Here is a 26,466-nt window from a genome sequence, read left to right on the forward strand (position 1 = left end):
GCTGGTGTTCGCCGAGACGCAACGGCACGGTGATACGCCCATCGAGGGTATAGAGCGAGACGGTCTTGCCTTTGAGGGTGTAGGTGCGTTTGTCGAAGTGGACACTGGCGCGGTTGAAGCGGATGTCGGGAATGGGTGCATCCTTCCTGATGCACCCGAGTTCTTTTTGTGCCTTATACGCCTTGCAGACCGAGAAAATGGCGTTGCAGCACATCTGACTACCCAGCGGTGTCGCTTCGCGCAGCATCGTATAGGTGTGCTGGTGCAGACCGACGCGGTTGTACAGACGGTGCTCGCGCACGATGGGAACAAGACGGTTGCAGGCGTCCGCATAGGCCACTTGAAGTGCTGCAAGACGGCCCGCGTGTTCCGTCGTCGTGTCAAGCCAAATCGACGCCGTGCGCATCATCGCTCATCGCCTCTTGGTGACATACTCGGTATGCCGTTTGATAGACACAATTATGTTTCGTGACAACATCAACCATACGTCACAGTTTATACCACAGGGTGCGCTTCGCGCACTCGCAATTCCTCCCCTGACTCAAGTCAGGGGTTTCCTTGCGGAGATTCTATGAAAAAAACTTGATGTGTATAGTGCGTTATTTATACGGTTCTCAATCGGCAATTTAACAATTAAAAGATAAAAATCACTTTTTATTAAATTTGTTAAAAATCAGGATCGATTAAAACATCGCTTCCCAATGGTGCTAAAGAGAAAAGATCGATCACATCCGCACTAGAGAGACGAATACACCCTAAAGACGTTGGTGTACCCCATTTGACATGGCTACCTGCGCCATGGATATAGATAAAGCGACGATAGCTATCGACGACCGTTCCGTCGGCAAGTTGGCCTTGGTTTAACCCCGGTTCTTGTCCACATAACCACAGAATACGGGTCAAGATCCAATCTTTTTCTGGATATTCTGCGTGCAGTTGCGGCGTATACCGCCAAGGGGTGATGGCTTGGCGAAATAAAATGGTGTCCAGTGGTGCGCCATCGCCAACTTTATCGCACACCCGATGCCAACCACGAGGCGTTTGATAAGACCCCTCTCGCTCACCCAAACCGCGTTTGGCTGTCGAGGCCAAATAACGCCGTTGCTGACGCCCGTACTCGTCATACAACACCACGGTTTGGCTTTTCACACCGACCTTCATCCACGGCACACCCGGCTGTTTTGGATTAGGAAACAGCGGAGACAGCGCAAGCTGTTGTTGTTGCAATAGATAATTGTGCACCGTATTACTGCTGGCTTGGCCGAGGGGACAGGCCAGCACAGCCACCAACAGCGAGGCAGCCGTTAACCGCATAACACATCACCCTCAACAATCTGCACCGGCGTAAAACAGGACACTTGTTCAAATAGGGCAATCACATCATCGTTGTGCATCCGGATACAGCCGTGAGATTGCGGCGTCGATAAGCTCACCGCATCCGGTGTGCCATGAATGTAGATGTAGCGCGCCATGGTATCGACTTCACCAAGACGATTTTTCCCGACTTCACGACCACATAACCACAGAATGCGTGACAAAATCCAATCGCGCTCCGGTTGTGCCGCAAAGAGTGCATCATCGCACACTTCACCTGTCCAACGCCGTCCCACTAACACCGCTGCCCGAGGCAGATGGGCGCCAATTTTGGCACGGATATAATGCTGTCCACGGGGTGTTTGATAACTGCCGCGTTGTTCCCCTGCGCCCTTTTTTGCTGTTGAAATCGGGTAGCAGGCAATCAGTGTATCGGTGCATTGATCGGATACAAATAATCGTTGTTGCTGAAGATGGATGGTAATCGCAAGCGACATCACGACCGCCGTTGGGCAAAGAATTGTTGAAGTAACTCGCGGCAAGGTGTGGCGAGGAGACCACCGCTGACAGCGGTTTGGTGATTCAATGCTGACATAGCAAAAACATCACACACACTGCCTGCCGCACCAGCGCGCTCATCATACGCCCCAAACACCACACGCTGTAAGCGCGCATGCAAAATCGCGCCAGCACACATCACACAGGGCTCCAAGGTCACATAGAGCGTGCAATCTTGTAGGCGATAATTGGCGAGTTTTTCTGCTGCACGGCGCAACGCAACAATTTCAGCATGGGCAGTGGGATCATGATGTTGACGTGGTAGATTGTGCCCCACTGCGATCAAGGTATCGCCTTGCATCACCACCGCCCCCACTGGCACCTCACCGACAGCTTGTGCCAATTGTGCCTGTGCCAACGCCAACTGCATCGCTTGTTCAGCCACTGGCAGCTCATCAGGCATTAACGGGGGAAAGCCCTGTTGTACCGCCTGCCAAGCCTGCTGTTTTTCTTCGTCAGTCAGTTGTGACCAATGACAGCCCCGTTCAATCGCCATCAGCCCCCACAGCAAACGCCGGTTGACCGGAAAACGCCGCCGTTGCAAGGCCTGAAATACAGCGTGGGCAGTCAATTGTTGTAATTGGTCAGGTGAGGTAATTCCAAGTTGAGCTAACCATTGCCGCGCTTTAGGCGGAATAAGCGAAAAATCTGACATCCGCTATCGTTGCCAGCCACGCCAAATACGCCATGCCACGCCCAGTTTCACCACCCAACCCAATGCGCGCCCCACCCGTCCCGATGGCAGGAGGGTCAATACCGCAGGCAACCACTTCGTCAGTTGCCCACCTTGACTCAACCAGCGCCAGCCAAATTTCAACACCTCGTTTGGCCGTGAGATTTGTTGCAACTCCCACTGGGCACGGGTTCGCAAGGCTTCGCCTTTAATTAAAAGCAATTCTTTTTGTAGCTGACGTTGTTGGATATGCCGTCTCATTTTTGTTTTCCAGAGAGGACATCCCAATCACGGCGCAATTCACGCAGTGAATCATGGAATGGGGGCGGGGTATGGCGTAAATGAGCAGAAAGACGCTGCAATAACCACAGCGAAGATAACAACAGACACACAGCGACCGCAGCCAATAGCCAACCGCGCCATTCAGGTGGTAACACCGCAAAGAGCGTCAGTAATACCGCCACGCCAGCGAGTAAGAAACACACTAAAGCCACACCACCTAATAACATGGCATGAACCAATTGCTCTTTGTGTTCTTGCGCTTCTAGGCTAAATAATTCGGCGCGGGTGAAAAGTAGCTGGGCGAGGGTATCAAGAAAACCGCGCACCCCTCGACGGGGTGGCGCGGAAGAGAAGGGATCTGTCATGCCAGCTTAACGGCGGGAAACCAACATGCCCAACAAGAAACCGACTGCAGCCCCAATGCCTAGAGCTTTCCAAGGATGTTCGTGCACATATTGATCGGTCGCACGGGCAGTCGCTTTAGCACGCGCCAAAGCCACTTCTTCCGCCGCAATCAAACGGTCTTTGGCAACAGACAAGTTAGCCGCCAATTTTTGTTTCAAGGCCTTCGCTTGTTCGTTGCCTTCGCCGGCGGTGGCTTGCAAAATGGTTTCAGTTTGTTGAATCACATCTTTGACTTCTGCCAACAGGTTTTGTTTTTCTGGGCTGAGGCTATTATCGGACATAGTGGTTCTCCTTATTTATTGCACGTTGACATATCAGGGAATCCTAACCTTCCTTGCGCCATGCGTCAAACACTGCATTGACGTCTGACAGCATCAAGGAAAAACGGAAACACATTTGCCTTAAGCAAGGCAATCATCAACACATATCGGGGAGAGGGGCAAATTGACAAGGCCCAACCCACGAACATTAAATAGGCTTTGAATAATGCGCGATTAAAAAGGAAAAGGGGCCGGTAGATATTCCAGTAGATCACCACGCCGGAAAGTTGCAGAAAGTTGTTGTAGTGATACGTCTCTCTTTCCATAACAAGCCGTCAGTGCCTCTGCCACATCTTTTACCGCATTTGCATGATATTGCGTGTGTTGGTCTTCAAATTTTTTAAGAATTTGATGGAAATTGCGATGAGACACCTCTGTGAGCGAGATAGACATATCCGCCAGCAATCTGCGGCCAATCAGCATAGAAATATAGTGTGAGGCATAAGGCATATAATCGGGTGGGGTCAAAGAAGTTGGCCGTTTTCTTTCGTTCTCAACCGCCCGAAATATCAGCACGGCCAGCAGTGCTTGAGCCGCATTTAATGCCTTAAAAATGTCGTCATATAGCTTCCCAAAGTGTTCTTTACGGCGAAATTTTGCTTGGTGCGGCCGTTCCCGCCAAATTGCTAATACCGATTCGGCCACAATCGAACTGGTCACAACATTCGAGCCGCCGCCCCCTTCTTCACGCTGACGTTTGTAGGTATAGCCCAAATCGGTTATTCCGATTTCAAGTTGTTTTTGAATCTCATCATTAGAACGCAAATCACGCAGATCCACCGGATTCTGACTATTGGTGGCATAGGTAATATCTTGGATGAAATCTTTATCTGTTTCTGCCAGTTGATAGATACGCACCATGACATACGCTGATTCACCGACAAGACCAGACATTCCGCCGTGATTAAGTGTTTCCTGAATCGTTTTGCAGGTCTGACCACCGTTGATCACCTGCATATTTTTAAGCTGTACTTTGTAATCTGATTTTTGAAAGGCGTTGTAATCGAACTTATCACAAACCACAGTAATACCATTGTTATAAAAATAAAATTTATCCGAGCGAAGTGGATCACATAAGGTGTTATGAATCGCGGTGTTAACACGATTGGTGTGCAAACCCAGGTAGCGGCGGATATTTCGTTCTAACAGCCTGTCGCCATGTTCGTTAAACAGCCGATGAATCTCTTGCACCGCCACACGGCCAACGAGGACACGCATATAGTTCATGTCTTCGACAATGGCTTGACCACTCAAGGTCAATGTCGTATCAACCTTTTTACTTCTTTGTAGAATATTGACGATTGAGTCGTGATTAAAGTGAATGAAATCCACTTTATCACCGTAATCTTTTTTTGCCTCATCTATCCAATGATTAGCCTGTGCTGCCCATTGCACACCGTTATTGCACAAAATAACACGCACATTAGGGATGCACGCATCACGGATAAGAGAGCGAATTTCCTCAATTTTCGGCGCTATTTTTTCATTTAGAGCCACTTTTCGGTATGGGTCAAACAATACCGATACAGTACCCACTGCCTTTTGGACGCCCGTTTCTGGAAAATTTGCCTCGCCGCTCAGGTCTTTTACTTTGTACTTTCCCTGAAATATCGTCACCAAAAACTCGCCATCTTCGACTTCACCAATATGAAGCCCATCCACACCTGCATCATTACCCCCTTCGGTCATCAATTCAGCAGCTTCATCTAAAGGCAGCTCAAGACAAGTCGAGATGCACAACAAAACAAATGCTGCTGATTTTTTCTTGTTCAGGTCATGCCCTTCTGGCAACCACTCGGGATGATCCTCAACAATACCGGTTACCCGCTGGTCAATGATGCTGGCGTTGATATTCATACTATTATCCTATTAATATTTCTCTCCAACAGTTGAGTTAGATGGACACATCACTGTGCCCATCCAAGAGCAGCTAAACGCTGTTATTCCACTGTTACCGACTTAGCAAGGTTTCGCGGTTTGTCGACATCAGTACCACGCGCCAGCGCAGCGTGATACGCCAGCAATTGCACCGGAATCGCATGCACCACCGGCGACAACACCCCAACATGACGCGGTGTGCGAATGACATGCACCCCTTCAGAATCATGGAAGTGGCTATCTAAATCGGCAAAGACAAATAGCTCACCACCGCGAGCGCGGACTTCTTGCATGTTCGATTTCACTTTTTCCAGCAGACTGTCGTTCGGGGCAATGACCACCACCGGCATATCCTCATCCACCAACGCCAATGGGCCATGCTTTAATTCACCGGCGGGGTAAGCTTCGGCATGAATGTAGGTAATTTCCTTCAGCTTTAATGCCCCTTCAAGCGCAATCGGATAGTGCACACCGCGCCCCAAAAATAAAGCGTGATGGCGCTTAGCAAATTGTTCAGCCCACAAGGTAATCTGCGGTTCGAGGTTAAGCGCATGTTGCACACTGCCGGGCAAATGGCGTAGGGCATCCAGATAACTGGTTTCTGTGGCCTCGTCTAAGCGTTGCCGTTGTTTTGCCAAAGTCACCGCCAAGGTAAACAGCGCCAGCAATTGTGTTGTAAACGCCTTGGTCGATGCCACGCCAATTTCTGCACCGGCACGGGTATAAAACACCAAATCAGAAGCACGAGGAATCGCACTTCCCATCACGTTGCAAATCGACAACGTGGTTTTATGCCCCAATTCTTTGGCACGTTTTAATGCTTCCGCCGTGTCCAACGTTTCACCAGATTGCGATAACGTCACCACCAAATAATTAGGATCGGCCCAAGCATCGCGATAGCGGTACTCACTGGCAATTTCGACATGACATGGCAGCCCCGCAATGCCTTCAATCCAATACTTGGCAGTTAAACCTGCGTAATAACTGGTACCACATGCCAAAATAAGCAGACCTGTGACCTCATTAAAGCGGCTAGCCGCTTGTTCACCGAACAAATCGGGGGTAAAGCCTTGTTCAAGGATCTGCTCCAGCGTATCGCTCAGGGCTTTAGGCTGTTCGTGAATTTCTTTTTGCATGAAGTGGCTATAGGGGCCGAGCTCTAATGAAGCCAGAGAGACATCCGACAACAACACCGGCCGCTCACACGGCTGATCTTGACCGTCAATCACCTGTACCGTCTGACGGCTCACGCGTGCCACATCGCCCTCTTCTAAAAACATCACACGGCGCGTCGCTGACAACACAGCAGACACATCAGAGGCAATAAAATTTTCCCCTTCGCCTAAACCAATCAACAACGGGCAGCCCATACGGGCACAGGCCAATTCCTCAGGTCTATCCAAGGCCATCACACAGATAGCGTACGCGCCACTCAATTCACGTACCGCCAAACGGGTGGCTTCGAATAAGTCGGCAGTAGATTGGTAGTAATAATGAATCAGGTGGGCAATCACCTCGGTATCGGTCTGAGACGTAAATTCATAACCGAGTGCTAACAATCGTTCGCGTTGTGCTTCGTGGTTCTCGATAATACCGTTATGCACCACCGCAATTTGATCGCGTGAAATATGTGGGTGTGCATTCGGTTCCGTCACCCCGCCATGCGTCGCCCAACGGGTATGACCAATGCCGAGGCCAGCGGCCAATTCCACCGCCTCAGCCGCCGCCTGCATTTCTGCCACTCGTCCCACACGGCGCACCCGCTCAATGCCTTGTTCAGTCAACACGGCAATCCCAGCAGAATCATAACCACGGTATTCCAGACGACGTAAACCATCGATCAATAGCGGCACGATATTTCGCGCGGCAATCGCGCCAACAACACCACACATACGGCAACCTTTATCTTGAAATGGAGGAATAGCAGGTATTTTGACACTGCCGTTGCGGGAAAACGAGCCCTATCGAATCGGGCCAGCAAAGCCAACATTGAAGGCGAGTTTGTTTGATGACAAATAAGCTAAGGTTTATTGTTTTGTTAAGTTTTAATTCTGTTAGGATAGCCACCGTGCCGGTGGTTTTAGCGAAATTGTAGAAAAGACATGGGATATTCGGTATGAATGTAAAAGCACGGATGATTGCTTTAGTAGTGCAAACGTCAATTTTGACCTTGGCTGCTTTAGTCATTGTGTTTGGCGTGATGCGCTATAGCTATCAACTTCTCGACCAACATTTAGAACAAGATGTGACCTTGGAGCGAGAGCTGAACTCTGTCTATGCCGAAGCACTGGGTATTCGTCTTGCCATGCACGCCATGTTGCTCAATCCCAATAACCCGAATGCCCCTAGCTCATACCAACGTGCGCGCACTGAATTTGAAAAAGCCTCTGCCGCCTTACAACAACGCGCCCAAAGCCACCCCGAACTGAGCACGATTATTCAAGCGCAACAAGCTTGGTTACCGATGGCCGATGGCGTGATGCGGTTGATTCAGGCACAAGATTTAGCCGGTGGTCAAGCCGAGTTCAAAAAAGAAATCCCCATTTGGCAAAAGCTACGCAAACCCTTATTAGCATTATTAGAACAGCAAAAACACATTTCCGATCAAGCCCGCGCAGGGGCTTTGGCATGGGAACAAAGAGCGCAGTGGATTGCCCTCGGCACCGGCGGATTGATTGTGTTGATTCTGACCCTGTCATCAATTTGGTTTGCCCGCCGTTTGATGCTCAACCTTGGTGGCGAACTCAATTATGCAGTGCAGGTCACGCGTACCATCGCCTCGGGGCACTTGGACCAAGCAATTCATACCGATGCAGCAGCACCCAATAGCCTGTTATCTGCCATGAAAGAAATGCAGCAACAACTGGCAGGGACAGTCAGCGATATTCGCAGCTATAGCGTACAAGTGGCCGAGTCGATTGGTGAATTGCAACAAAATGAAAAACAACTGGCACAGCTGGCGCTAGAACAAAGCCAAGCCGCCACACGGATGAGTGCCACCGTCGAAGAAATGAGCCACAGCATTGGTCAGGTGGCAGAACATGCCGTGCAAGCCGATCGAATTACCAGTGAAACCGGCGTCCAAGTTCGCCGCAGTGTCGATACCATTACCGACAGCAGTAATATGATTCGACAAGTCAATGATTGCATGGAAGCTTCCGCCGCCGTGATGAGCGAATTGGGCAACAATGCGGCAAATATTTCTAGCATTGTGAAAGTGATTCAAGAAATCGCCGAGCAAACCAATTTATTGGCCCTTAACGCCGCCATTGAAGCAGCCCGTGCAGGGGAACAGGGGCGTGGGTTTGCCGTAGTGGCGGATGAAGTACGCAAACTGGCCGAACGCACCGCACAATCAACCCATGAAATCACGGCGATGATCGAGCGCGTGCAAAGCAGTGCAGAACAAGCGGTGAAAAATATGGAAACAGGCCGACAATTGGTAGAAAACAGCACCAATCAAGTTTCCTCCGCCCAACAGGCGGTATCGGAATTACAACAGCAAGCCCGTCAGGTACAACAAGCGGTTACCTATATCAGCCAAGCGTTGGGCGAACAACGCTCGGCCAGTGGAGATATTGCACAGAATATTCAACATATTGCCGTGATGAGTGAACAAAGCCACAGCGCCACACAAAGCACTTTGCAACATGCCGACACCCTGCATGACCTTGCTTTGGCCTTAGAAAAAGCCGTCGAGCGTTTTAGGATCAACCGCTAATCAACATCATCACAGCCCAAAGCCCCCAACTGCTGGGGGCTTTTTGTTTATTTTGGTGCTTATGCTTAATGTGCCGCACCCGCTTTTTCTGGCATGGCGGAGGAGTGGTGGCTGGTAATCAACCAGTTTTGACCATCCCAGCGGTAGGTGTAGCTGTAGCGGCCACTGACCGAGGCACCGGTTTTGCGGAAATAGAAGGTATATAAGCCGGCATCAACCGCAGTATTGCAGCCAATTTCGATATGGCGCAGGTCAATTTTTCCGACTGGGCCATTGGCAAGGAAATGTTCAAAGTAATCTTGTTTTTCTGCTGCAGAGAGACGCGGTTTGTTTGATACCGTGGGAAGCAGAATCGAGCGTGGAGCATAGTTAGCCACCACTTGTTTAGGGTTGCCACTGAGTAAGGATTGGTTCCAGCGATCAAATAAAGCAGCAATTTCGCCCTCACTGGTCAGTTTGCACATTTCCGTGCGGGCAAATGTAGCATCTTGGTAAACCGGTTGGATGTAGGCAGGACCGTAGTGATGGGATACGGGAGGGGTGACACAGCCGGTTAAGGCAACAACACCAGCAAGGCTCAATGGGAGCAGGGCATGTTTCATTGCAAATTCCACCTTTTATTATTTGGACACAGTGTTTTGTCCTAATCATGGCGGAAATCGCCCAACTTGGCACCCCTTTTTTATTGCAAATTCGGCAATTTCGCGAGAAAACACAGGAATAGCGCATCGATCCTTCGGGGTGATGCACTATTCCCTACAAAATTGGCAGATACTAACGGCGTGGTTATTCCCACTCAATCGTTGCCGGTGGTTTGCCAGATACATCATAGACAACACGGTTAATACCGCGTACTTCATTGATGATCCGGTTCGAGGCACGACCTAACAGGCTATAAGGCAACTCAGCCCAGTGTGCGGTCATAAAGTCACTTGTTACCACCGCACGCAACGCCACCACCCATTCATAAGTGCGGCCATCACCCATTACCCCCACCGACTTCACCGGCAAGAACACGGCAAATGCTTGGCTCGTCAGGTCGTACCAGTTTTTACCTGTTTTTTCGTCGACGGTATTACGCAACTCCTCGATAAAGATGGCATCCGCACGTTGCAACAACTGTGCGTATTCTGCTTTGACCTCACCAAGAATCCGCACCCCCAAACCCGGGCCGGGGAAAGGATGACGATAGACCATCTCAGCCGGCAGGCCCAACGCCACGCCCAACTGTCGCACCTCATCTTTGAACAACTCACGCAACGGCTCGAGCAACTTCAAATTCAACGTTTCCGGCAAGCCCCCTACGTTGTGATGGCTCTTGATGGTGTGCGCTTTTTTAGTTTTTGCTCCCGCCGATTCAATCACATCGGGATAGATTGTACCCTGTGCCAACCATTTTGCTTTTTCGAGTTTTTTCGCTTCCGCTTGGAACACCTCGACAAACTCTGCACCGATAATCTTGCGTTTTTGCTCAGGGTCAGTCACGCCAGCCAATTTGCCCATAAACGCTGCGCTGGCATCGACATGGATCACTTTCACGCCTAAGTTTTGCGCGAACATCTCCATCACCATCTGGCCTTCGTTCAAACGCAACAGACCATGATCGACAAACACACAAGTCAGCTGGTCGCCGATGGCACGATGAATCAACGCCGCCGCTACCGAGCTATCTACCCCACCAGATAAGCCTAAAATCACCTCCTCATCACCCACTTGGGCGCGGATTTTAGCGACGGCTTCGTCAATATAGTTCGGCATGGTCCAGCTTGGTTTTGCATTGGCAATATGCAGCACAAAGCGATGCAACATTTCTGTGCCACGTTTGGTATGCGTGACTTCGGGGTGGAACTGCACGCCGTAGAATTGGCGTTGTTCGTCTGCCATCGCCGCAATCGGGCAAGACGGTGTTTCAGCAATCACATGGAAACCGGCTGGCAATTCAGTTACTTTATCGCCATGACTCATCCATACATCCAACAAGCCTTCGCCAGCTGGAGTGATGCTGTCTTGCAGACCTTCTAACAATTTTGAATGATGACGGGCACGGATTTGGGCGTAGCCAAATTCGCGGGTATCGCCCGATTCCACTTTGCCGCCCAAGGTTTGCGCCATCCATTGCATGCCGTAGCAAATCCCTAATACCGGCACGCCCAGTTCAAACAAAGCGGGGTCGGCTTGGTAGTCCGATTCATAGACCGAATTCGGCCCACCAGAGAGAATAATGGCCTTGGGTGCAAAAGCGCGGATGTCATCGATCGACATATCAAACGAATGTAATTCGCAGTAAACATGCGCCTCGCGCACACGGCGGGCGATCAATTGGGTAACTTGTGACCCAAAATCAAGAATGAGGATTTTATCCATGTTCATCACAGTCAGAGAGAGAAAGAGTAGGCGAAACGATTAACGGTTGTGAACCTTCATGATTCGCTGCCGTTCACGTTGCCATTCGCGTTCTTTTTCGCTTTCGCGTTTGTCGTGTTGTTTTTTACCACGCGCCAAACCGATATTGGCTTTGATACGCCCACGGGAATAGTGCAAGTCTAATGGCACTAAGGTATAGCCCGAACGCTCGACCAAGCCAATCAGCTTGTTAATTTCGTTTTGTTTGAGTAACAGCTTGCGGGTGCGGGTGGCGTCGGGGTGGACGTGGCTAGAAGCGCTCAAGAGAGGCGTGATATGGCTACCCAATAGCCAAAAAGCGCCGTTTTTCAGAATCACATACGCTTCTTTAATCTGTGCCTTACCGGCACGGATCGATTTCACTTCCCAACCTTCAAGGACGAGCCCCGCTTCATAGCGTTCTTCGATAAAATAATCATGGGTTGCTTTTTTATTTTGTACGATGCTCACGACGCTTACCCCTGTCAAAACAGGCAAATAATCTGCCAGTGTACCAGTTTTTGACCGCCTACCCGATGTTTAGCGTGGGTAGAAAAAGTCAAGCCCTGAGTTTGCCAATCAACTTTTTATGAGTTTTGCCAAAGTTATGCCAACGATAGAAAAAACCGTTCTTGTCATGCACACCCCAGCGCAGATGTTTCAATTGGTAGATGAGGTGCAGCGCTACCCTGAATTTTTACCGTGGTGTGCCAAAGGTGAGGTGATTTCGCGCCAAGGCAATGAGTTGGTTGCCAGCCTGTATATCGACTATTTGAAAATCCGCCAGCATTTCACCACCCGCAACCACAACACGCCCCCGAACACGATTGATATGGTGTTGGTCGATGGCCCATTTGAAAATTTTGGTGGCGGCTGGCGTTTTCACCCCTTGGGCAGCGAAGGATGCAAAATTGAATTTCGACTGGAATACACCTTTTCTAGCAAATTATTAGAAAAGGTGATTGGGCCAGTGTTTAGCCGCATCATGGGTACCTTAGTCGATGCTTTTATTCAAGAAGCCGACCGTTTATATGGTGATGATTGAGGAAAACTGTTGTGGCAAAAATTCAAATCGAAGTGGTTTATGCGAAACAAGAACAGCAAGCCTTGTTGAAACTGATGGTTGACGAAGGAATAACGGCACAACAAGCGGTGGAACAATCCGGCATCTTGCAGCAATTTCCAGAAATTGATCCGACACAATTAAAGTTGGGGATTTTTTCTAAAGCAATTAAAAGCGATACGGTGTTGCGGGAACGTGATCGGGTTGAAATCTACCGCCCATTGATTGCTGATCCGAAAGCGGTGCGGCGTAGCCGCGCCGAGGCAGGTAAGGTGATGAAAAAAGGCGGGGGAGACGCTTAAGAGCACCGTGCAAAGACACAACTGTTTGATGAGTTAAGCCTGCCCGTTGATGATCCACGGGCAGCGGCTCAAACCACTAGAGTAAAGGCGGCTCGGCCGAAAACGCACCCTCTTCATCGACACCGTTCTCTGTAGCTGCAAAAACCCGATTTTTTCCAGCCATTTTAGCGGCATACATGGCGCGGTCGGCACGGTCGATAATCTCGATCTCGGTTTCTTCCGTCCCACATGCCGCCACTCCGGCGCTAAATGTCAGCACCAAGCGATCGTTATTTGCCATAAAAAAGGCTTTGGTCAATTCGCGTTGTAAGCGTCGAATAATATCGAGTGCCTGCACAATCGATGTTTCCGGCATTAAGACCACAAATTCTTCACCACCAAAACGAGCGACAACATCCGTTGGGCGCAATTTCTCTTGTGCAATTGCCACCAAATGTTTCAGTGCATCATCCCCCGCCAAATGCCCATAACGATCATTGAGTTGTTTGAAGTTATCTATATCAATCAATGCCAATGACAAAGGACGGCCAGTGCTGATTTGTCGGGCGCGCTCACGAGCAAAAATTTCTTCCAATCCCCGCCGGTTGTAGGCGCCGGTCAGTTGATCTTCTTTAATCTTTGCACTCGCGGCATCTAAGGCCTGTTCTAGCTCTTGAATCCGATATTCTGCGCTTTCCACCCGTTGCCGCGTTGCCAACAACTCATCGCGGGCACTGACCAAATCCACTTGGATCGAACGAGTATCGCTCATTAAATAATCGACAATCTGACCCAAAGCGATGGGGTCTTGTGCCGTTTGTAATTGTTCGGTGTAACCCTGAATCCGATTTTGATATTGATCGGTATGATCAACCATCATCGATAAGCGCTGGGTAAAAGTATTGAGCATGTCACGCAGCGAATCGGTGGCCTGATCGAGGCTGTGTTTTAACAGACCTTGTTTATAGATCACTTCTTTCAGCGAGGCTTCGAGCTGATAAATCGCTCGCATGGTCATCACTTCGCTTGCGAGGAGCGTGCGCACCGCCTCAATTTGCCCGCCTAGATGGCGGTCGGAGCCAGCTAGCTCGTCCAAATTCTCTAACAGCAAATCGAGCAGATTAACCAAACCGTTGACGATTCTTTCTTCATGTTGCTGATGAATCGCCGTTTTAATCCACAGTTTTTTCAAATTACGGGCAAGCAACTCTTGCTCATCTAAATTTGATACCCCGTCCAAAGTCCGCGAGACATGTTCGAGTTCATGCTGTAATTCGGGGAAACCATGAAAACGCGGTGTGACGCCTTGATATAAGGTTTCAGCCAACATGACCCGCCACCGCTCCCAACCTGCTGGTAATTCTGGGGGCAATAGCGTCAGCCCACCGGCAGCAGCCCGTTCAGCCTCTGCCTCTAAATCTTCCATCCCCAATGACAATAAATCCGCTGCCACTGGGGGGAGTGCTGGCGCTTTATCCATCGGCTTGGCCCAGCCTTGTACCAGATTATTGAGTTTCTGATACAGCTGAATTGGACTTGCCCCCGCTTGCATGGCTAACACTCGTTGCAAGGCTTGGCGTTTTTTAGATTGAGTGAGCCCAGGTTGATGCGCCTCCCATTCCTGAACGAAGCGTTCAAACAGGGTGCCCCACTCTTGTCCGATACTGTTTGCTAACACCAGTTCCTGCCCATACTCACAGGCATAGCGTACTGCTTTTAACCAATCACGTTCATTCAGCGCTTGTTGAATCCGGTCGCGTTCAACCTCGGCATGCGGATGATCTTTAGGAAGCGACTGTTGTAATAGATGTCCCCAATCAGGTTGGGTGGAATCCGTGATTAGCTCGGTTTGTAACCCTGCAATTTCTTGGTAGAGGCGGGTGTAGTTTTCAGGGGTCGGTGCCAGTTTTTCAGTGGCAAGGCGGAGGAGAGTTTCTCTGGCAATTTCAGTAGGTGTCATGGTGGAGCATTTATCAGGCATGGAGTCGGGGACAACAACGCACGACACAGAGGGTTAGGGAATTAAGGTTCTTTATTCAGCAACTGAAAAAACACTTCGCCTGATTTAATCATGCCAAGCTCACTGCGAGCACGTTCTTCAATGGCTTCGGTCCCTTGTTTAAGGTCCACCACCTCGGCGGTAAGCGCTTGATTGCGCGCCAACAAGCGTTCATTTTCTTGCCGCTGTTCAGCCAGTTGGCTATCAATTTGCATTACCCTGACCCAACTACCCTTACCAAACCACATGGGCCATTGTAAGGAAACAATTAGGGCAATCAGGATCAGGGTAACACTACGCATCGTGGCAGCTTACTTTAAATGATAAAAAGCGGCACGACCGGGATAAGTTGCGGCATCACCCAGTTCTTCTTCAATACGCAATAACTGGTTGTATTTCGCCATCCGGTCAGAACGAGACAACGAACCAGTCTTGATCTGCATACAGTTGGTTGCCACTGCTAAATCGGCGATGGTGCTGTCTTCGGTTTCACCAGAACGGTGGCTCATCACACTGGTGTAGGCGGAGCGTTTTGCCAAATCCACTGCTTGTAGGGTTTCGGACAGGGTACCAATCTGGTTGATTTTCACCAAGAGGCTGTTACAAATACCGGCTTTGATACCTTCGGCCAAGATTTTTGGATTGGTCACAAATACATCATCGCCAACCAACTGTACGGTTTTGCCGAGTTTGTCGGTCAAGATTTTCCAACCAGCCCAATCGTGCTCGCTCATGCCATCTTCGATCGAGATAATCGGGTAGTTGCTGGCCAAGGTTGCCAAGTAATTGGCAAACTCTTCCGAGGTCAGCGACAAGCCTTCACCGGCCAGATGGTATTTACCATCTTTGTAAAATTCAGAACTGGCACAATCCAAAGCCAACAACACATCTTGGCCAGCGACATAGCCTGCTTGCTCAATCGCTTCCAAAATCAGTTTCAGCGCGTCTTCGTTCTTTTCCAAATTAGGGGCAAAACCACCTTCATCACCCACCGCTGTTGAGTGCCCTTTGTCGGCACAGATTTTTTTCAGGGTATGGAAAATTTCGGCGCCACAACGCAAGGCATCGCGGAACGAACCTGCGCCGACTGGCATAATCATGAACTCTTGGATGTCCAAGCTATTGTTAGCATGTGCACCACCGTTGATCACGTTCATCATCGGCACTGGCAGGCTCATTGGACCTGCACCGCCCAAATAGCGATACAGTGGCAAGCCAGCATCTTCTGCTGCCGCCCGTGCTACCGCCATCGACACCGCTAAGATCGCATTGGCACCCAAGCGGCCTTTGTTATCGGTACCGTCTAACTCGATCAACACTTTGTCGATATAGCTTTGATCGGCGGCATCCAAACCTACTAAGGCTTCGCAAATTTCGGTATTGATATGTTCTACCGCCTTGAGCACGCCTTTACCTAAATAGCGGCCCTTGTCGCCATCGCGCAGTTCTAATGCTTCTTTTTCACCGGTGGAGGCACCAGAAGGCACCGCAGCACGCCCCATCACACCCGATTCTAATAACACATCAGCTTCTACGGTTGGGTTACCACGCGAATCCAACACTTCGCGGGCGATCACATCAATAATCGAGCTCATTCAAAAATCCCTATTTACATGTAGGAAGAAAAAATTAGATACAGATTAGGCCATGTCTTCTGGCCACGACCCACGCTGTTTGACCAAAGCATCAATTTCACGCAGGGTATACAGCAGTTCGGCCACTCGCGACAACGGCCAAGCATTAGGGCCATCGGATAATGCTTTAGCTGGGTCGGGGTGAGTTTCCATAAACAGCCCCGCTACCCCCGCCGCCACTGCTGCACGCGCCAACACCGGCACAAATTCACTGCGGCCACCTGACGCATGACCTAGCCCACCCGGTTGTTGTACCGAGTGTGTCGCATCAAACACCACTGGGCAGGCGGTTTGCCGCATGATGGCTAAACTGCGCATATCTGATACTAAAGTGTGGTAACCGAAGGACACGCCTCGTTCACACACCATAAAGCGATCGTCATCTAAGCCCACTTCTTGGGCGGCTGCACGAGCCTTTGCCACCACCTGTGTCATATCTTCTGGGGCAAGAAACTGGCCTTTTTTGATATTTACTGGTTTGCCAGATTGGGCAACGGCGCGGATAAAATCGGTTTGCCGACACAAAAACGCTGGGGTCTGTAAAACATCCACCACGCTAGCAACTTCAGGCACTTCGGCTTCAGTATGCACATCAGTCACCACCGGCACACCGATTTGCTGTTTCACCTTGGCGAGAATCTGCAAGCCCTGTTCCATGCCTAAACCACGAAACGACTGTCCAGAACTGCGGTTCGCTTTGTCGTAACTGGATTTGTAAATGAAAGGAATCCCCAACTCGGTGGTGATTTCTTTCAAGCGACCTGCGGTATCCAAAGCAAATTGTTCACCTTCGATAACACAGGGGCCGGCCATCAGAAACAATGGCTGGTTCAAACCGATTTCAAATCCGCATAATTGCATCGCTCAGCCCTTTGACTTATTTCACTTTTTTAGCTGTTTTATGAGCTAAAGCGGCTTTGATATATGCAATGAACAAAGGATGGCCATTGCGTGGTGTCGAGGTGAATTCAGGGTGGAACTGACACGCAAAGAACCACGGATGGTTTGCTGCCGGCAATTCGATGGTTTCAACCAGTTTTTCTGCCCCCACCGAACGACCACTGATGACTAAGCCGGCACTTTGCAGACGTTCAACATAGTAATTGTTGACTTCGTAACGATGGCGGTGACGTTCGACAATCCGTTCGGCGCCATAAATTTTGGCGGCGAGGCTATCGCTGACTAAATCACACTCTTGACCACCTAAGCGCATGGTGCCGCCGAGGTTGGAGTTTTCGTCCCGTTTTTCGACTTTGCCGTCGTGATTAACCCACTCATCAATCAGCGCCACCACAGGGTAGTCGGTTTCAAGATCGAATTCGGTGGAATTGGCCCCTTGCATGCCTGCGACATCACGAGCATATTCAATCAGCGCAATTTGCATCCCCAAACAAATCCCCAAGTAAGGGATTTTATGTTCACGAGCAAATTTCACTGCACAAATTTTGCCTTCAACGCCACGCTTACCAAAGCCGCCGGGCACCAAAATGGCATCCATGTCTTTCAGGCTTTGGGCACCATTGCGTTCGATTTCTTCTGAGTCAATGTAGTGAATATTGACGCGTGACTTGGTATGAATGCCGGCGTGAATTAAGGCTTCAGACAGCGATTTATACGATTCAGTCAGATCGACATACTTGCCGACCATCGCAATATTGACTTCGTCTTTCGGGAATTCTAAAGCGTGGACAATTCGATCCCAAGCCGACAGATCAGCCGCCGGCAAGTCGAGTTGGAATTGTTCGCTGATAATGTCGTCAATCCCTTGGGTATGTAACATGCCAGGGATTTTGTAAATCGAGGTGGCATCGTAACAACCAATCACCGCCGATTCTTCGACATTACAGAACAAAGCGATTTTACGGCGTTCTTCATCTGGTAATGGGCGATCCATGCGGCACAGCAAAATGTCGGGCTGAATACCAATTTCACGCAACTCACGTACCGAATGCTGTGTTGGTTTGGTTTTAATTTCGCCAGCCGCACCGATAAATGGCACATAAGACAGATGCACAAACAAGGTGTTCTTACGACCCAAATGCGAGCGCATTTGACGAATGGCCTCTAGGAAAGGCAACGACTCGATATCACCCACTGTGCCGCCAATTTCAACAATCGCCACATCGACATCACCGGCGCCTTCGTGCACTTTGGACTTGATTTCATCGGTGATGTGCGGAATCACTTGCACCGTACCGCCAAGGTAGTCACCACGACGTTCTTTGGTGATCACTGATTCATACACTTGGCCGGTGGTGAAATTATTGCTGCGCTTCATGCGGGCTTTGATGAAACGCTCATAGTGGCCGAGGTCAAGGTCGGTTTCTGCACCATCTTCGGTGACAAAAACCTCGCCATGTTGAAATGGACTCATCGTACCCGGATCGACGTTGATGTACGGGTCGAGTTTTAACATGGTGACCTTGAGGCCACGAGATTCGAGAATCGCCGCAATAGACGCGGCGGCGATGCCTTTACCCAAAGAGGAGACAACGCCGCCGGTCACAAAAATAAACTTGGTCATTAGAGAGTACGGGGGCTAATGGAATTGGTAATTGTAACCCGAAAGCGGCGCACTCTCAATGCACCTCGAGCCTACCAAACTATTGACACAACAAGATAAAACCTATCCCCCCACCAATCGCATCTCAAGCCCCACAAATCAGCGATATTTTTATCCTAGTGTGGTTTGCGCCGTCATGTTTGGCTTGAGTGAATGCGCTAGTTCATGATATAAAGACGGTTTTTATCGGTTTCTGGAGATAACTCTCATGGCGCGAGTTTGCAAAGTCACCGGCAAGCGTCCGATGGTTGGGAATAATGTGTCCCATGCCAATAATAAGACCAAGCGCCGGTTCCTGCCCAACCTGCAGTATCGTCGTTTCTGGGTTGAGAGCGAAAACCGCTGGGTACGCTTACGTGTGTCCAACGCGGCCCTGCGTACCATCGACAAGAACGGTATCGACGTTGTGCTCGCAGATCTGCGTGCACGCGGCGAAATCTGACAGTAGGAAGGTTTCATCACCATGCGTGAAAAAATTAAACTGGAATCGACCGGTGGTACTGGTCACTTCTACACCACAACCAAAAACAAACGTACCAAGCCTGAAAAAATCGAGATCAAGAAGTACGATCCGGTTTTACGCAAGCACGTCATCTATAAAGAAACTAAGCTCAAATAAGCCGATTGTTTCTCGACAGATACCGAAAAAAGCCTCCATTTGGAGGCTTTTTTCGTATCAAGGGACAGTTTAACCAATTACAGTTAAGACATAGTTTGGCGCGCCAAACACCAATCCTCCCACGCCCGCGCTTTGTCGGGCAAATTACGCAATAAATAAGCAGGGTGATAACTCACAACCAAAGGAATATCACGCCAACGATGTACCCGCCCACGCAGACGGCTGATAGCTGAATCAGTATCTAACAAAGTTTGTGCAGCAAAACGTCCCAGCGCGATAATGATCGCCGGTTTCACACAATCAATTTGTGCTTCCAAATATGAAAAGCAGGCGGCAATTTCAGCCGGTTGTGGGTTGCGGTTACCTGGTGGGCGACATTTCAAGATGTTCGCAATCAACACATCCTGCTCCCTATCTAATCCGACCGCATGCAACATCGCATCGAGTAACTTACCGGCAGGCCCAACGAATGGTAAACCTTGTTTATCTTCCTGTTCACCGGGGGCCTCACCAATAATCATCCACTTCGCTTGCATTGACCCTCGGCTAAAAACGGTTTGGGTTCTGGTTTGCGCCAGACCACAGTTTTGGCATTGTTGAACCTGTTGCTGCAAAGTGTCCCATGCCACCACCGGTGTAACAGGTACTACGACCGGTGCCGCATGGTGTTCCGCCGATTCGATTGCTTCTGTTGTTATAGCTGACATGACGACCGTCTCAGTGGTGGTTGCAGGAGCAAAACGAGATTGCCACCTCGGTGTAATGCCCATTGCTTCTAACACAAACTGTTGTTCTGGGGTCATGGTGCCTCCTCTGGTAGCAAGCGTTTTTCTAAAACTAGCCCGTCTTCGCGCCCACCTTCAGGCACAGGATAATACCCACGACGTCGCCCAATTTCCCGATACCCCAGACTTTGATACAAACCACGGGCAGGCATATTACCGACCCGCACCTCCAATAGCATCCGCCCCTTGCCCTGTTGTATTGCCCATGTTTCACACTGCGTTAATAAATATCGCCCCCACCCTTGCCGTTGTTGTGACTGAGCAATCACGATTTCTAATAATTCCACTTCATCAGGCAAGGGCAATAACACGGCGAATCCTGCCCACTGTTGTTGCCACTGCAATCCCACAATCAAATGCCCCGCTTGCCAAGAGCTCACTAACTGGGACAATGTCCATGCCCCGATTTGTGCCTCGGCAGCCATGACAGCCAACGCGGGTAAATCGGCTTCAGCCAGTGGAAAGATGACCTGAGGCCAAGCCTTAACGTCGTTCATGGGTTTTCAATGCCACTTTATCGCGCAGGTACAACAACGACAGTTGTTCGGCAGATACAGTCGAGAATTGCCCTGACAACGCCAATCGTAGTAAGCCAGCAGAAGTCGGAACGGCAACGGGACTGATGGTCAGTTGATGGTCCTGCAGCGCGTGTTGCAAGGGTTCTGGGTAGGCCGACCACGCCGTACCACAACCCGTCCACGCCTGAGCAGGTAAAGCGGGAAGCTGTGCTGGTGTGATGAGTTGCGGGGAAACAATCGGCTGTTGCCATGCGTCGGCTTGATAAGCAGCAAAATAGACTTCTCCCATCCGCGCATCCATTGCCACCAGCGGATAGTCGGCATCGGTGCTGGCAGCCACCGCCGCCAAAGTCGAAACCGGCATCAATGGTAGGTCATGAGCAAAAGCCAGTCCTTGCGCCAAACCACAACCAATACGTAAACCAGTAAACGCCCCTGGCCCATTACCCACCACAATCACCTCAATCTCCGCCAACGACAGCTTCGCCTGTTCGAGTAATTGCCGTAGTTGTGGCAAGGTATACTCGGCATGACCTTGCTTGATATGAGCATCAGCCTGCCATAGCTTACCATGCGCGTAGACCCCTAATGCAACCCACTCGGTTGCGGTATCAAGAACAATACAATTCATGTTTTCTGTATCACAAATAAAGAAGCGGCAGCCGTGGGATACGGTGCCGCTGTCAAAAATCACACTCTAACGAGATTTAGATACCGAGTTCTTCCACCCATGCCAAGGCATTAACATGCGCTTGGTTGATTTCGTTGGCAGATAAACCCAGTTGCTCGCTCAGCGCCTGCACCTGTGTCATCTGTGGATCTTCACATGCCTCAATCAGTTGTAACACTGTACCGAACAAGCCACGGCGTTCTAATAACGCTTCGCGGACTTCTTCTGGTAACAACATATTGTCTAAGACTTCCGACATCGGCATATCTAAAATCACATCCAGCAAAGAGAACATGCCAGTGATAAATAAATCATCATTGTTCGAGCGATGGCGGATGGACTGCCCGACCAACTCAGCAAAACGACCGCGTGTTACCGTGGTTTTTAATAACGCCGGCGGTAAGCCAGCTTCTTCGCCAGCAGAGACCAATAACAAGGTCAGCCACCGGTAAAGCTTTTGATAACCAAGCAAAGTCAATGCTTGCCGAATCGAGGTAATTTCACTGCACAGGGCAAAACCGACCGAGTTGATATAGCGGAACAACTTATACGACATCGCTACATCAGCCTTCATCGCCCGTTCAATCTCAGGAATCTCCGCATTTTTACGCAGCAGATTCAAGATGACGATGATATTCGATAGATTAGGGTGAATGGTTTTGGCAGATAAGGTTTCTGGACGTGCAAAGTAATGTCCTTGGAAACCATCAAACCCTGCATCACGTGCTAAGCGGAAATGTTCGCGGGTTTCAACTTTTTCTGCCAGTTGAATGACCGCGTGTTTGCGTAAATCTTGGCTAATTTGCGGCAAACGGTTCACATCAGCATGCAAAATATCCACTTTGACATAGTTGGCAATACCCAACAGCTGTGCTTGCGTAGTACCCAAGGCAAAATCATCGAGTGCAATACCAAAGCCTTGTGCCCGTAAACGCTTTGCCCGCTGAATCACTTCTTCGTTGCATGTGATGGAAGGGTTGATTTCCAGCACCACTCGTTGTGGATGCAACAATTCTAAAAACTCGCTCATCAACATCCGTTCACCGACGTTGATAAAAGCCAGTTTATTACCAATCAACCAACCTGCGCTCATATTGGCCAGTGTGTTAGCCAATACACTGATTCCTGCTTGCAAATCACTGTCAAAGTCGGCAGTAACCGCCTGACCATCGAGACGAAATAGAAGCTCGTAACCAATAATTTGCTGGTTACGATTTAATACCGGTTGTCTACCGATAAATGCAGCACTAGGCATGACCGTCCTTCAAAAAAGACTTATGAAGCATCAAATAAGGCTAAGTTATTGCTGACGCGAGAACTCGACTCACTGCTTTTTCCAGACAATAAATCTTCCATATCCAATACCAAGACTACCGAACCATCACCCGACAACGTCGCACCTGCGACACCTTTAGGCCGAATATTTTGCAATGGTTTAATCACCACATCATCGCGGCCAACAAAGGCATCGATTGCCAAAATAAAGGCTTTTTCTGCCGATTGCATCAATACGCCAAAAGCAGGATCTTGTGTTGGCGGCCAATTCAATAAGTCGGCCAAAGGTCGTACAGGGAGGATTTCATCACGCACCACAATGGTTGGGCGGCCAGAGACTTCTTGAATCGAATTTTTCTGGATAGGGATAATTTCACGCACCATTGCCAACGGCACGGCAAAGGGTTGTCCACACACTTTCACCACCAACACCGGCAAAATAGCGAGGGTCAATGGCAAGGAAATGCTCAAACGTGTGCCTTCACCCATCACTGAGCTGATGTCGATGCGACCGTTTAATTTTTGGATGTTGGTACGTACCACATCCATCCCAACCCCACGGCCAGACACATTTGAGATTTGATCTTTAGTTGAAAAGCCGGGCAAGAAAATAAGATGCAAAGCTTGTTTGTCGTCAATGCTGTTAGCGGTTTCTGCGTCGATCAGTCCTTTTTCGACTGCTTTTTTACGCAATACCTCAGGATTCATCCCACGACCATCATCATTGATCTCAATAACGATATGGTCGCCTACCTGAGTGGCAGACAGTTCAACCACGCTCTTGGCAGGTTTGCCCACCGAAATACGTTCTTCTGCCGTTTCAACACCATGATCGACCGCATTACGCACCAAGTGCACCAGCGGATCGTTAAGATCCTCAATCATGGTTTTGTCGAGTTCGGTCTCTTCACCCGAAATGACTAACTCAACTTCTTTGCCTAACTGTCGTGCTAGATCACGAGCCAAACGAGGATATTTTTGGAACAAGCGGCCAATTGGCTGCATGCGGGTTTTCATCACCGCATTTTGCAAGTCACCGACTAATAAATCGAGCTGGCTGACTGCCTCGTCTAACGCACGTAAAGTATTTTGCGAGTTATTGCCTTGCAGAATTTCAGTACGTAGGGTGGTAAGGCGGTTTTTGGTTAACCCAATCTCACCAGACAAGTTCAACACTTGGTCGAGACGCTGGGTATCAATCCGAATGGTGTTTTCTTGTGGTGCTGCAGTCACCATCCCGCTTGGTTTATTTTGTGTCCGTGGCGGAGGCGGTGGAGCAGGCGGGGCAGCGGCAGGAATCAATTCACCTTCGGTTGCTGGCGTGGCAACGGGTGCAGGTGTTGGAGCCGGTGTGGCAACGACTGCCTGACTGGTGACCGCTGGTACTGCCGCTGCAGGGACAACCACAGCTTGATATAACTGTTGCCAGTCTGGGCCGCTACTTGGTGCGGGCGCAACCGGTGCTGGTGCAGGGGGGGCGGCAACTGGGGACGGTGCTGCTGCTTCACCACGCAAGGCGCCTTCTAAGCGATCTAATAAATTAGAGTCGGCGCTCGGTGGCATCCGGCGTTGTGCCAGATAATCGAACATATCACGGACTGTGCCTGTGGCATCCATGATGACGTCCATCAACTGATGACGTCCATCAACTGTACCGAGAGTTGCAATTCGTTATTACGGAGTTTGTCGAACAAGTTTTCCGTACGGTGGCACAACGACACCAGAGAGGCGACATTTAAAAAGCCCGCTCCGCCTTTGATGGTGTGGAACCCACGGAAAATGTCATTTAACAAATTCGTATCGCCAGGTCGTTTCTCTAGCTCGACAAGTTTGTTATCGACATCGGCCAGCAATTCGGACGACTCGGTCAGAAAGTCTTGCAATAGTTCTTCCATTCCGGCGAAGTCGCTCATGATGGGGTTCCTCTTTCACTATAATTTTTAGATATCTGGGGCGGGTGTCGGTCAATTTCTCGAGAACCCTAGAAGCCAAGGCTTTCTAATAGATCATCCACTTGCTGTTGATTTGCAACGACATCGGTACGCCCAGTGGCATTGATCACTGGCCCATTTTCCAGACCTGTACTGCATTGTTCTGGCTCTCGCTCAGGAGAATATTCCATCAAAAACTCAACCAGTTCGCCTTCAACTTGTTGCACCATGTTCAAGACACGTTTGATGACTTGACCGGTTAAATCTTGGAAATCTTGCGCCATCACGATTTCCATCAGCTGTTGGTTCGTGGCTTGGGTTTTTGATGGCAACTCGTTAAAGAAGCGATGTGAATTTGTCGCCAATAATTTGAATTCTTCAACTGACAATTTATTGTCAAACAACTGTTGCCAACCTTGCGACAACGCCTGTGCCTGACGCTCCATCTCATCTTGCAAGGGTTTAGCGCGATCAGTGGCATTTAACACCCGTTCGGCAGCCTGTTCGGTCATGGTCGCGACATATTGCAGACGATCTTTTGCATCAGGAATGGCGGAAGCGGCCCGTTCCAGCGATTTGTCGTAGCCCAACTCGCGTAATGCATCATGGAATTTCCGTGTTAGCTGACCGACACGGGAATACATCACGGCCTCACGATCTGAGGTGTTGGATTCATTCACCGGACTGGGCGCAGGGCTTGATACCGGTGCCGCTGCTGGCATGGCATGTGTCTGTTGCACCACCGCATCAAACAACGCCTCAAGTTCAGGGTTGTCCCCTTCCATTTCCATTGAAACCGGTGCCGGGGCTGGCGGAGGGGGCGCAACGGGGGCATGGGCGGCTTGAGCAATGCTATCGAATAAAGCTTCAAGTTCGGGGTTATCGCCCGAAGGGGAAGATGGGGCGGGAGCAGCAACCGGTATAGGAGGCGGTGTGACAACTGCAGTTTGTGCATGAGCAGATTGCGCCACGCTATCAAACAGCGCCTCTAATTCGGGACTATCGCCTGAGCCAGTATCGAAAGACGGACTGGGCGCCATCGCAGCAGGAGCAGGTGTGGACGCGGGTATTTGTCCTTGGTATGCCACACGGTCAAACAGCGCCTCTAACTCCGGTGAGTCTCCGCTTTCCAATAGATGATCCGGCATAATGATTTCCTCCCGTTAAGCGTTAGCTCACTGTTTGGCCAAGTTTTGGAAGATTTTTGCCAGTTTTTCTTCCAAGACTGCTGCGGTGAATGGTTTGACGATATAACCATTAGCACCTGCAGTTGCCGCTTCAATGATGTTTTCACGCTTAGCTTCTGCAGTAATCATCAAGAAAGGCAGATGTTTAATTTGTGGATCTGCACGCACAGCACGCAACAGTTCGATCCCTGTCATGTTCGGCATGTTCCAGTCCGAGATCACAAACTCATACGCTTGTGTTTTGAGTTTGTGCAGCGCGGCAGTCCCATCTTCGGCCTCATCCACATTAGTAAAACCCAATTCTTTCAAAAGGTTACGGATGATGCGACGCATCGTCGAGAAGTCATCAACGACGAGAAAACGAAGATTTTTGTTTGCCTCTACCATAATTTGTCATGTCCTAGTTGG

Annotated in this window: 30 protein-coding genes; 5 read left to right on the forward strand and 25 right to left on the reverse strand. The window is 49.8% G+C overall.

Annotated features, from left to right (window positions below; genetic code table 11):
- From G465_RS0101435 to glmS, 9 genes are all read right to left on the reverse strand, one after another.
- On the reverse strand, positions 1-409 hold a 409-nt coding region (locus G465_RS0101435; RefSeq protein ID WP_022652699.1), incomplete at its 3' end, for a hypothetical protein.
- 257 nt (positions 410-666) lie between these two features.
- Positions 667-1,314, reverse strand: a complete 648-nt coding sequence (locus tag G465_RS0101440) for a L,D-transpeptidase (protein WP_022652700.1) — start codon at positions 1,312-1,314, stop codon at positions 667-669.
- On the reverse strand, positions 1,305-1,811 hold the full coding sequence (locus G465_RS0101445) for a L,D-transpeptidase (protein WP_022652701.1): 507 nt from the start codon (positions 1,809-1,811) through the stop codon (positions 1,305-1,307). Before G465_RS0101445 ends, G465_RS0101440 begins: the two co-directional genes overlap by 10 nt.
- The gene (gene tadA, locus G465_RS15275) at positions 1,811-2,527 is read right to left on the reverse strand and encodes a tRNA adenosine(34) deaminase TadA (protein WP_022652702.1); all 717 of its coding nucleotides are present in this window, start codon (positions 2,525-2,527) and stop codon (positions 1,811-1,813) included. Before tadA ends, G465_RS0101445 begins: the two co-directional genes overlap by 1 nt.
- 3 nt (positions 2,528-2,530) lie before the next feature.
- The gene (locus G465_RS0101455) at positions 2,531-2,806 is read right to left on the reverse strand and encodes a hypothetical protein (RefSeq protein WP_022652703.1); all 276 of its coding nucleotides are present in this window, start codon (positions 2,804-2,806) and stop codon (positions 2,531-2,533) included.
- On the reverse strand, positions 2,803-3,192 hold the full coding sequence (locus tag G465_RS0101460; protein ID WP_022652704.1) for a phage holin family protein: 390 nt from the start codon (positions 3,190-3,192) through the stop codon (positions 2,803-2,805). The genes G465_RS0101455 and G465_RS0101460 overlap by 4 nt, the downstream gene beginning before the upstream one ends.
- Positions 3,193-3,198: 6 nt before the next feature.
- Complete coding sequence (locus tag G465_RS0101465) at positions 3,199-3,513, reverse strand: ElaB/YgaM/YqjD family protein (protein WP_022652705.1); 315 nt, start codon at positions 3,511-3,513, stop codon at positions 3,199-3,201.
- A gap of 213 nt (positions 3,514-3,726) precedes the next feature.
- On the reverse strand, positions 3,727-5,409 hold the full coding sequence (locus tag G465_RS0101470) for an AIPR family protein (RefSeq protein ID WP_022652706.1): 1,683 nt from the start codon (positions 5,407-5,409) through the stop codon (positions 3,727-3,729).
- Positions 5,410-5,492: 83 nt separating this feature from the next.
- The gene (gene glmS / locus G465_RS0101475) at positions 5,493-7,322 is read right to left on the reverse strand and encodes a glutamine--fructose-6-phosphate transaminase (isomerizing) (protein ID WP_022652707.1); all 1,830 of its coding nucleotides are present in this window, start codon (positions 7,320-7,322) and stop codon (positions 5,493-5,495) included.
- A 224-nt stretch (positions 7,323-7,546) separates the two neighbouring features.
- On the opposite strand from glmS, the gene G465_RS0101480 reads away from it, so the two are divergent.
- Positions 7,547-9,151, forward strand: coding sequence for a methyl-accepting chemotaxis protein (locus tag G465_RS0101480; RefSeq protein WP_022652708.1), 1,605 nt, complete (start codon positions 7,547-7,549; stop codon positions 9,149-9,151).
- Positions 9,152-9,216: 65 nt separating this feature from the next.
- On the opposite strand, the gene G465_RS0101485 is transcribed toward G465_RS0101480, so the two are convergent.
- From G465_RS0101485 to smpB, 3 genes are all read right to left on the reverse strand, one after another.
- Positions 9,217-9,753, reverse strand: a complete 537-nt coding sequence (locus G465_RS0101485) for a DUF4440 domain-containing protein (RefSeq protein ID WP_022652709.1) — start codon at positions 9,751-9,753, stop codon at positions 9,217-9,219.
- Positions 9,754-9,937: 184 nt separating this feature from the next.
- Positions 9,938-11,521 carry a glutamine-hydrolyzing GMP synthase gene (gene guaA / locus G465_RS0101495; protein WP_027405063.1) on the reverse strand — a complete coding sequence of 528 codons (1,584 nt, stop codon included), beginning with the start codon at positions 11,519-11,521 and terminating at the stop codon, positions 9,938-9,940.
- Between the two features lie 33 nt (positions 11,522-11,554).
- Positions 11,555-12,004, reverse strand: a complete 450-nt coding sequence (gene smpB / locus G465_RS0101500; RefSeq protein ID WP_022652712.1) for an SsrA-binding protein SmpB — start codon at positions 12,002-12,004, stop codon at positions 11,555-11,557.
- Positions 12,005-12,140: 136 nt separating this feature from the next.
- On the opposite strand from smpB, the gene G465_RS0101505 reads away from it, so the two are divergent.
- Together G465_RS0101505 and G465_RS0101510 are read left to right on the forward strand one after the other, a co-directional pair.
- The gene (locus tag G465_RS0101505) at positions 12,141-12,578 is read left to right on the forward strand and encodes a type II toxin-antitoxin system RatA family toxin (protein ID WP_027405064.1); all 438 of its coding nucleotides are present in this window, start codon (positions 12,141-12,143) and stop codon (positions 12,576-12,578) included.
- An 11-nt stretch (positions 12,579-12,589) separates the two neighbouring features.
- Positions 12,590-12,898 carry an RnfH family protein gene (locus G465_RS0101510; RefSeq protein WP_022652714.1) on the forward strand — a complete coding sequence of 103 codons (309 nt, stop codon included), beginning with the start codon at positions 12,590-12,592 and terminating at the stop codon, positions 12,896-12,898.
- A gap of 76 nt (positions 12,899-12,974) precedes the next feature.
- Here the strand turns inward: G465_RS0101510 and G465_RS13035 are convergent, their stop codons facing one another.
- The 5 genes from G465_RS13035 to pyrG all read right to left on the reverse strand — a co-directional run bounded on the left by G465_RS13035 (position 12,975) and on the right by pyrG (position 19,034).
- On the reverse strand, positions 12,975-14,837 hold the full coding sequence (locus tag G465_RS13035) for a GGDEF domain-containing protein (protein WP_052165353.1): 1,863 nt from the start codon (positions 14,835-14,837) through the stop codon (positions 12,975-12,977).
- A 62-nt stretch (positions 14,838-14,899) separates the two neighbouring features.
- Positions 14,900-15,178 carry a cell division protein FtsB gene (ftsB, locus tag G465_RS0101520; RefSeq protein ID WP_022652716.1) on the reverse strand — a complete coding sequence of 93 codons (279 nt, stop codon included), beginning with the start codon at positions 15,176-15,178 and terminating at the stop codon, positions 14,900-14,902.
- Positions 15,179-15,187: 9 nt separating this feature from the next.
- On the reverse strand, positions 15,188-16,471 hold the full coding sequence (gene eno / locus G465_RS0101525; protein ID WP_022652717.1) for a phosphopyruvate hydratase: 1,284 nt from the start codon (positions 16,469-16,471) through the stop codon (positions 15,188-15,190).
- 45 nt (positions 16,472-16,516) lie between these two features.
- Positions 16,517-17,371: a 3-deoxy-8-phosphooctulonate synthase gene (gene kdsA / locus G465_RS0101530; protein ID WP_022652718.1), complete on the reverse strand. Its 855-nt coding sequence runs from the start codon at positions 17,369-17,371 to the stop codon at positions 16,517-16,519.
- A 16-nt stretch (positions 17,372-17,387) separates the two neighbouring features.
- Complete coding sequence (gene pyrG / locus G465_RS0101535; protein ID WP_022652719.1) at positions 17,388-19,034, reverse strand: CTP synthase; 1,647 nt, start codon at positions 19,032-19,034, stop codon at positions 17,388-17,390.
- Between the two features lie 247 nt (positions 19,035-19,281).
- On the opposite strand from pyrG, the gene rpmB reads away from it, so the two are divergent.
- Together rpmB and rpmG are read left to right on the forward strand one after the other, a co-directional pair.
- Positions 19,282-19,515 (forward strand): 50S ribosomal protein L28, encoded by a 234-nt coding sequence (gene rpmB, locus G465_RS0101540; protein ID WP_022652720.1) that lies wholly within the window; start codon positions 19,282-19,284, stop codon positions 19,513-19,515.
- Positions 19,516-19,536: 21 nt separating this feature from the next.
- Positions 19,537-19,692, forward strand: a complete 156-nt coding sequence (rpmG, locus tag G465_RS0101545; protein ID WP_022652721.1) for a 50S ribosomal protein L33 — start codon at positions 19,537-19,539, stop codon at positions 19,690-19,692.
- A gap of 83 nt (positions 19,693-19,775) precedes the next feature.
- Here the strand turns inward: rpmG and G465_RS0101550 are convergent, their stop codons facing one another.
- From G465_RS0101550 to cheY, 8 genes are all read right to left on the reverse strand, one after another.
- The gene (locus tag G465_RS0101550; RefSeq protein ID WP_022652722.1) at positions 19,776-20,495 is read right to left on the reverse strand and encodes a uracil-DNA glycosylase; all 720 of its coding nucleotides are present in this window, start codon (positions 20,493-20,495) and stop codon (positions 19,776-19,778) included.
- Positions 20,492-20,974 (reverse strand): GNAT family N-acetyltransferase, encoded by a 483-nt coding sequence (locus G465_RS13040; protein ID WP_022652723.1) that lies wholly within the window; start codon positions 20,972-20,974, stop codon positions 20,492-20,494. Before G465_RS13040 ends, G465_RS0101550 begins: the two co-directional genes overlap by 4 nt.
- Positions 20,961-21,626 (reverse strand): tRNA (adenosine(37)-N6)-threonylcarbamoyltransferase complex dimerization subunit type 1 TsaB, encoded by a 666-nt coding sequence (gene tsaB, locus G465_RS0101560; protein ID WP_022652724.1) that lies wholly within the window; start codon positions 21,624-21,626, stop codon positions 20,961-20,963. The genes G465_RS13040 and tsaB overlap by 14 nt, the downstream gene beginning before the upstream one ends.
- 76 nt (positions 21,627-21,702) lie before the next feature.
- Positions 21,703-22,920, reverse strand: a complete 1,218-nt coding sequence (locus G465_RS0101565) for an EAL and HDOD domain-containing protein (RefSeq protein ID WP_022652725.1) — start codon at positions 22,918-22,920, stop codon at positions 21,703-21,705.
- Between the two features lie 20 nt (positions 22,921-22,940).
- On the reverse strand, positions 22,941-24,557 hold the full coding sequence (locus G465_RS13045) for a chemotaxis protein CheA (RefSeq protein WP_308417098.1): 1,617 nt from the start codon (positions 24,555-24,557) through the stop codon (positions 22,941-22,943).
- A gap of 11 nt (positions 24,558-24,568) precedes the next feature.
- Positions 24,569-24,853, reverse strand: a complete 285-nt coding sequence (locus G465_RS16435) for an Hpt domain-containing protein (RefSeq protein WP_308417099.1) — start codon at positions 24,851-24,853, stop codon at positions 24,569-24,571.
- Between the two features lie 68 nt (positions 24,854-24,921).
- Positions 24,922-26,019: a protein phosphatase CheZ gene (gene cheZ / locus G465_RS0101575; protein WP_022652726.1), complete on the reverse strand. Its 1,098-nt coding sequence runs from the start codon at positions 26,017-26,019 to the stop codon at positions 24,922-24,924.
- 27 nt (positions 26,020-26,046) lie between these two features.
- Positions 26,047-26,445, reverse strand: a complete 399-nt coding sequence (gene cheY / locus G465_RS0101580; RefSeq protein ID WP_022652727.1) for a chemotaxis response regulator CheY — start codon at positions 26,443-26,445, stop codon at positions 26,047-26,049.
- Between the last annotated feature and the right edge of the window lie 21 nt (positions 26,446-26,466).

The organism is Aquaspirillum serpens DSM 68, assembly GCF_000420525.1.
GTDB classification, from domain to species: Bacteria; Pseudomonadota; Gammaproteobacteria; order Burkholderiales; family Aquaspirillaceae; genus Aquaspirillum; species Aquaspirillum serpens.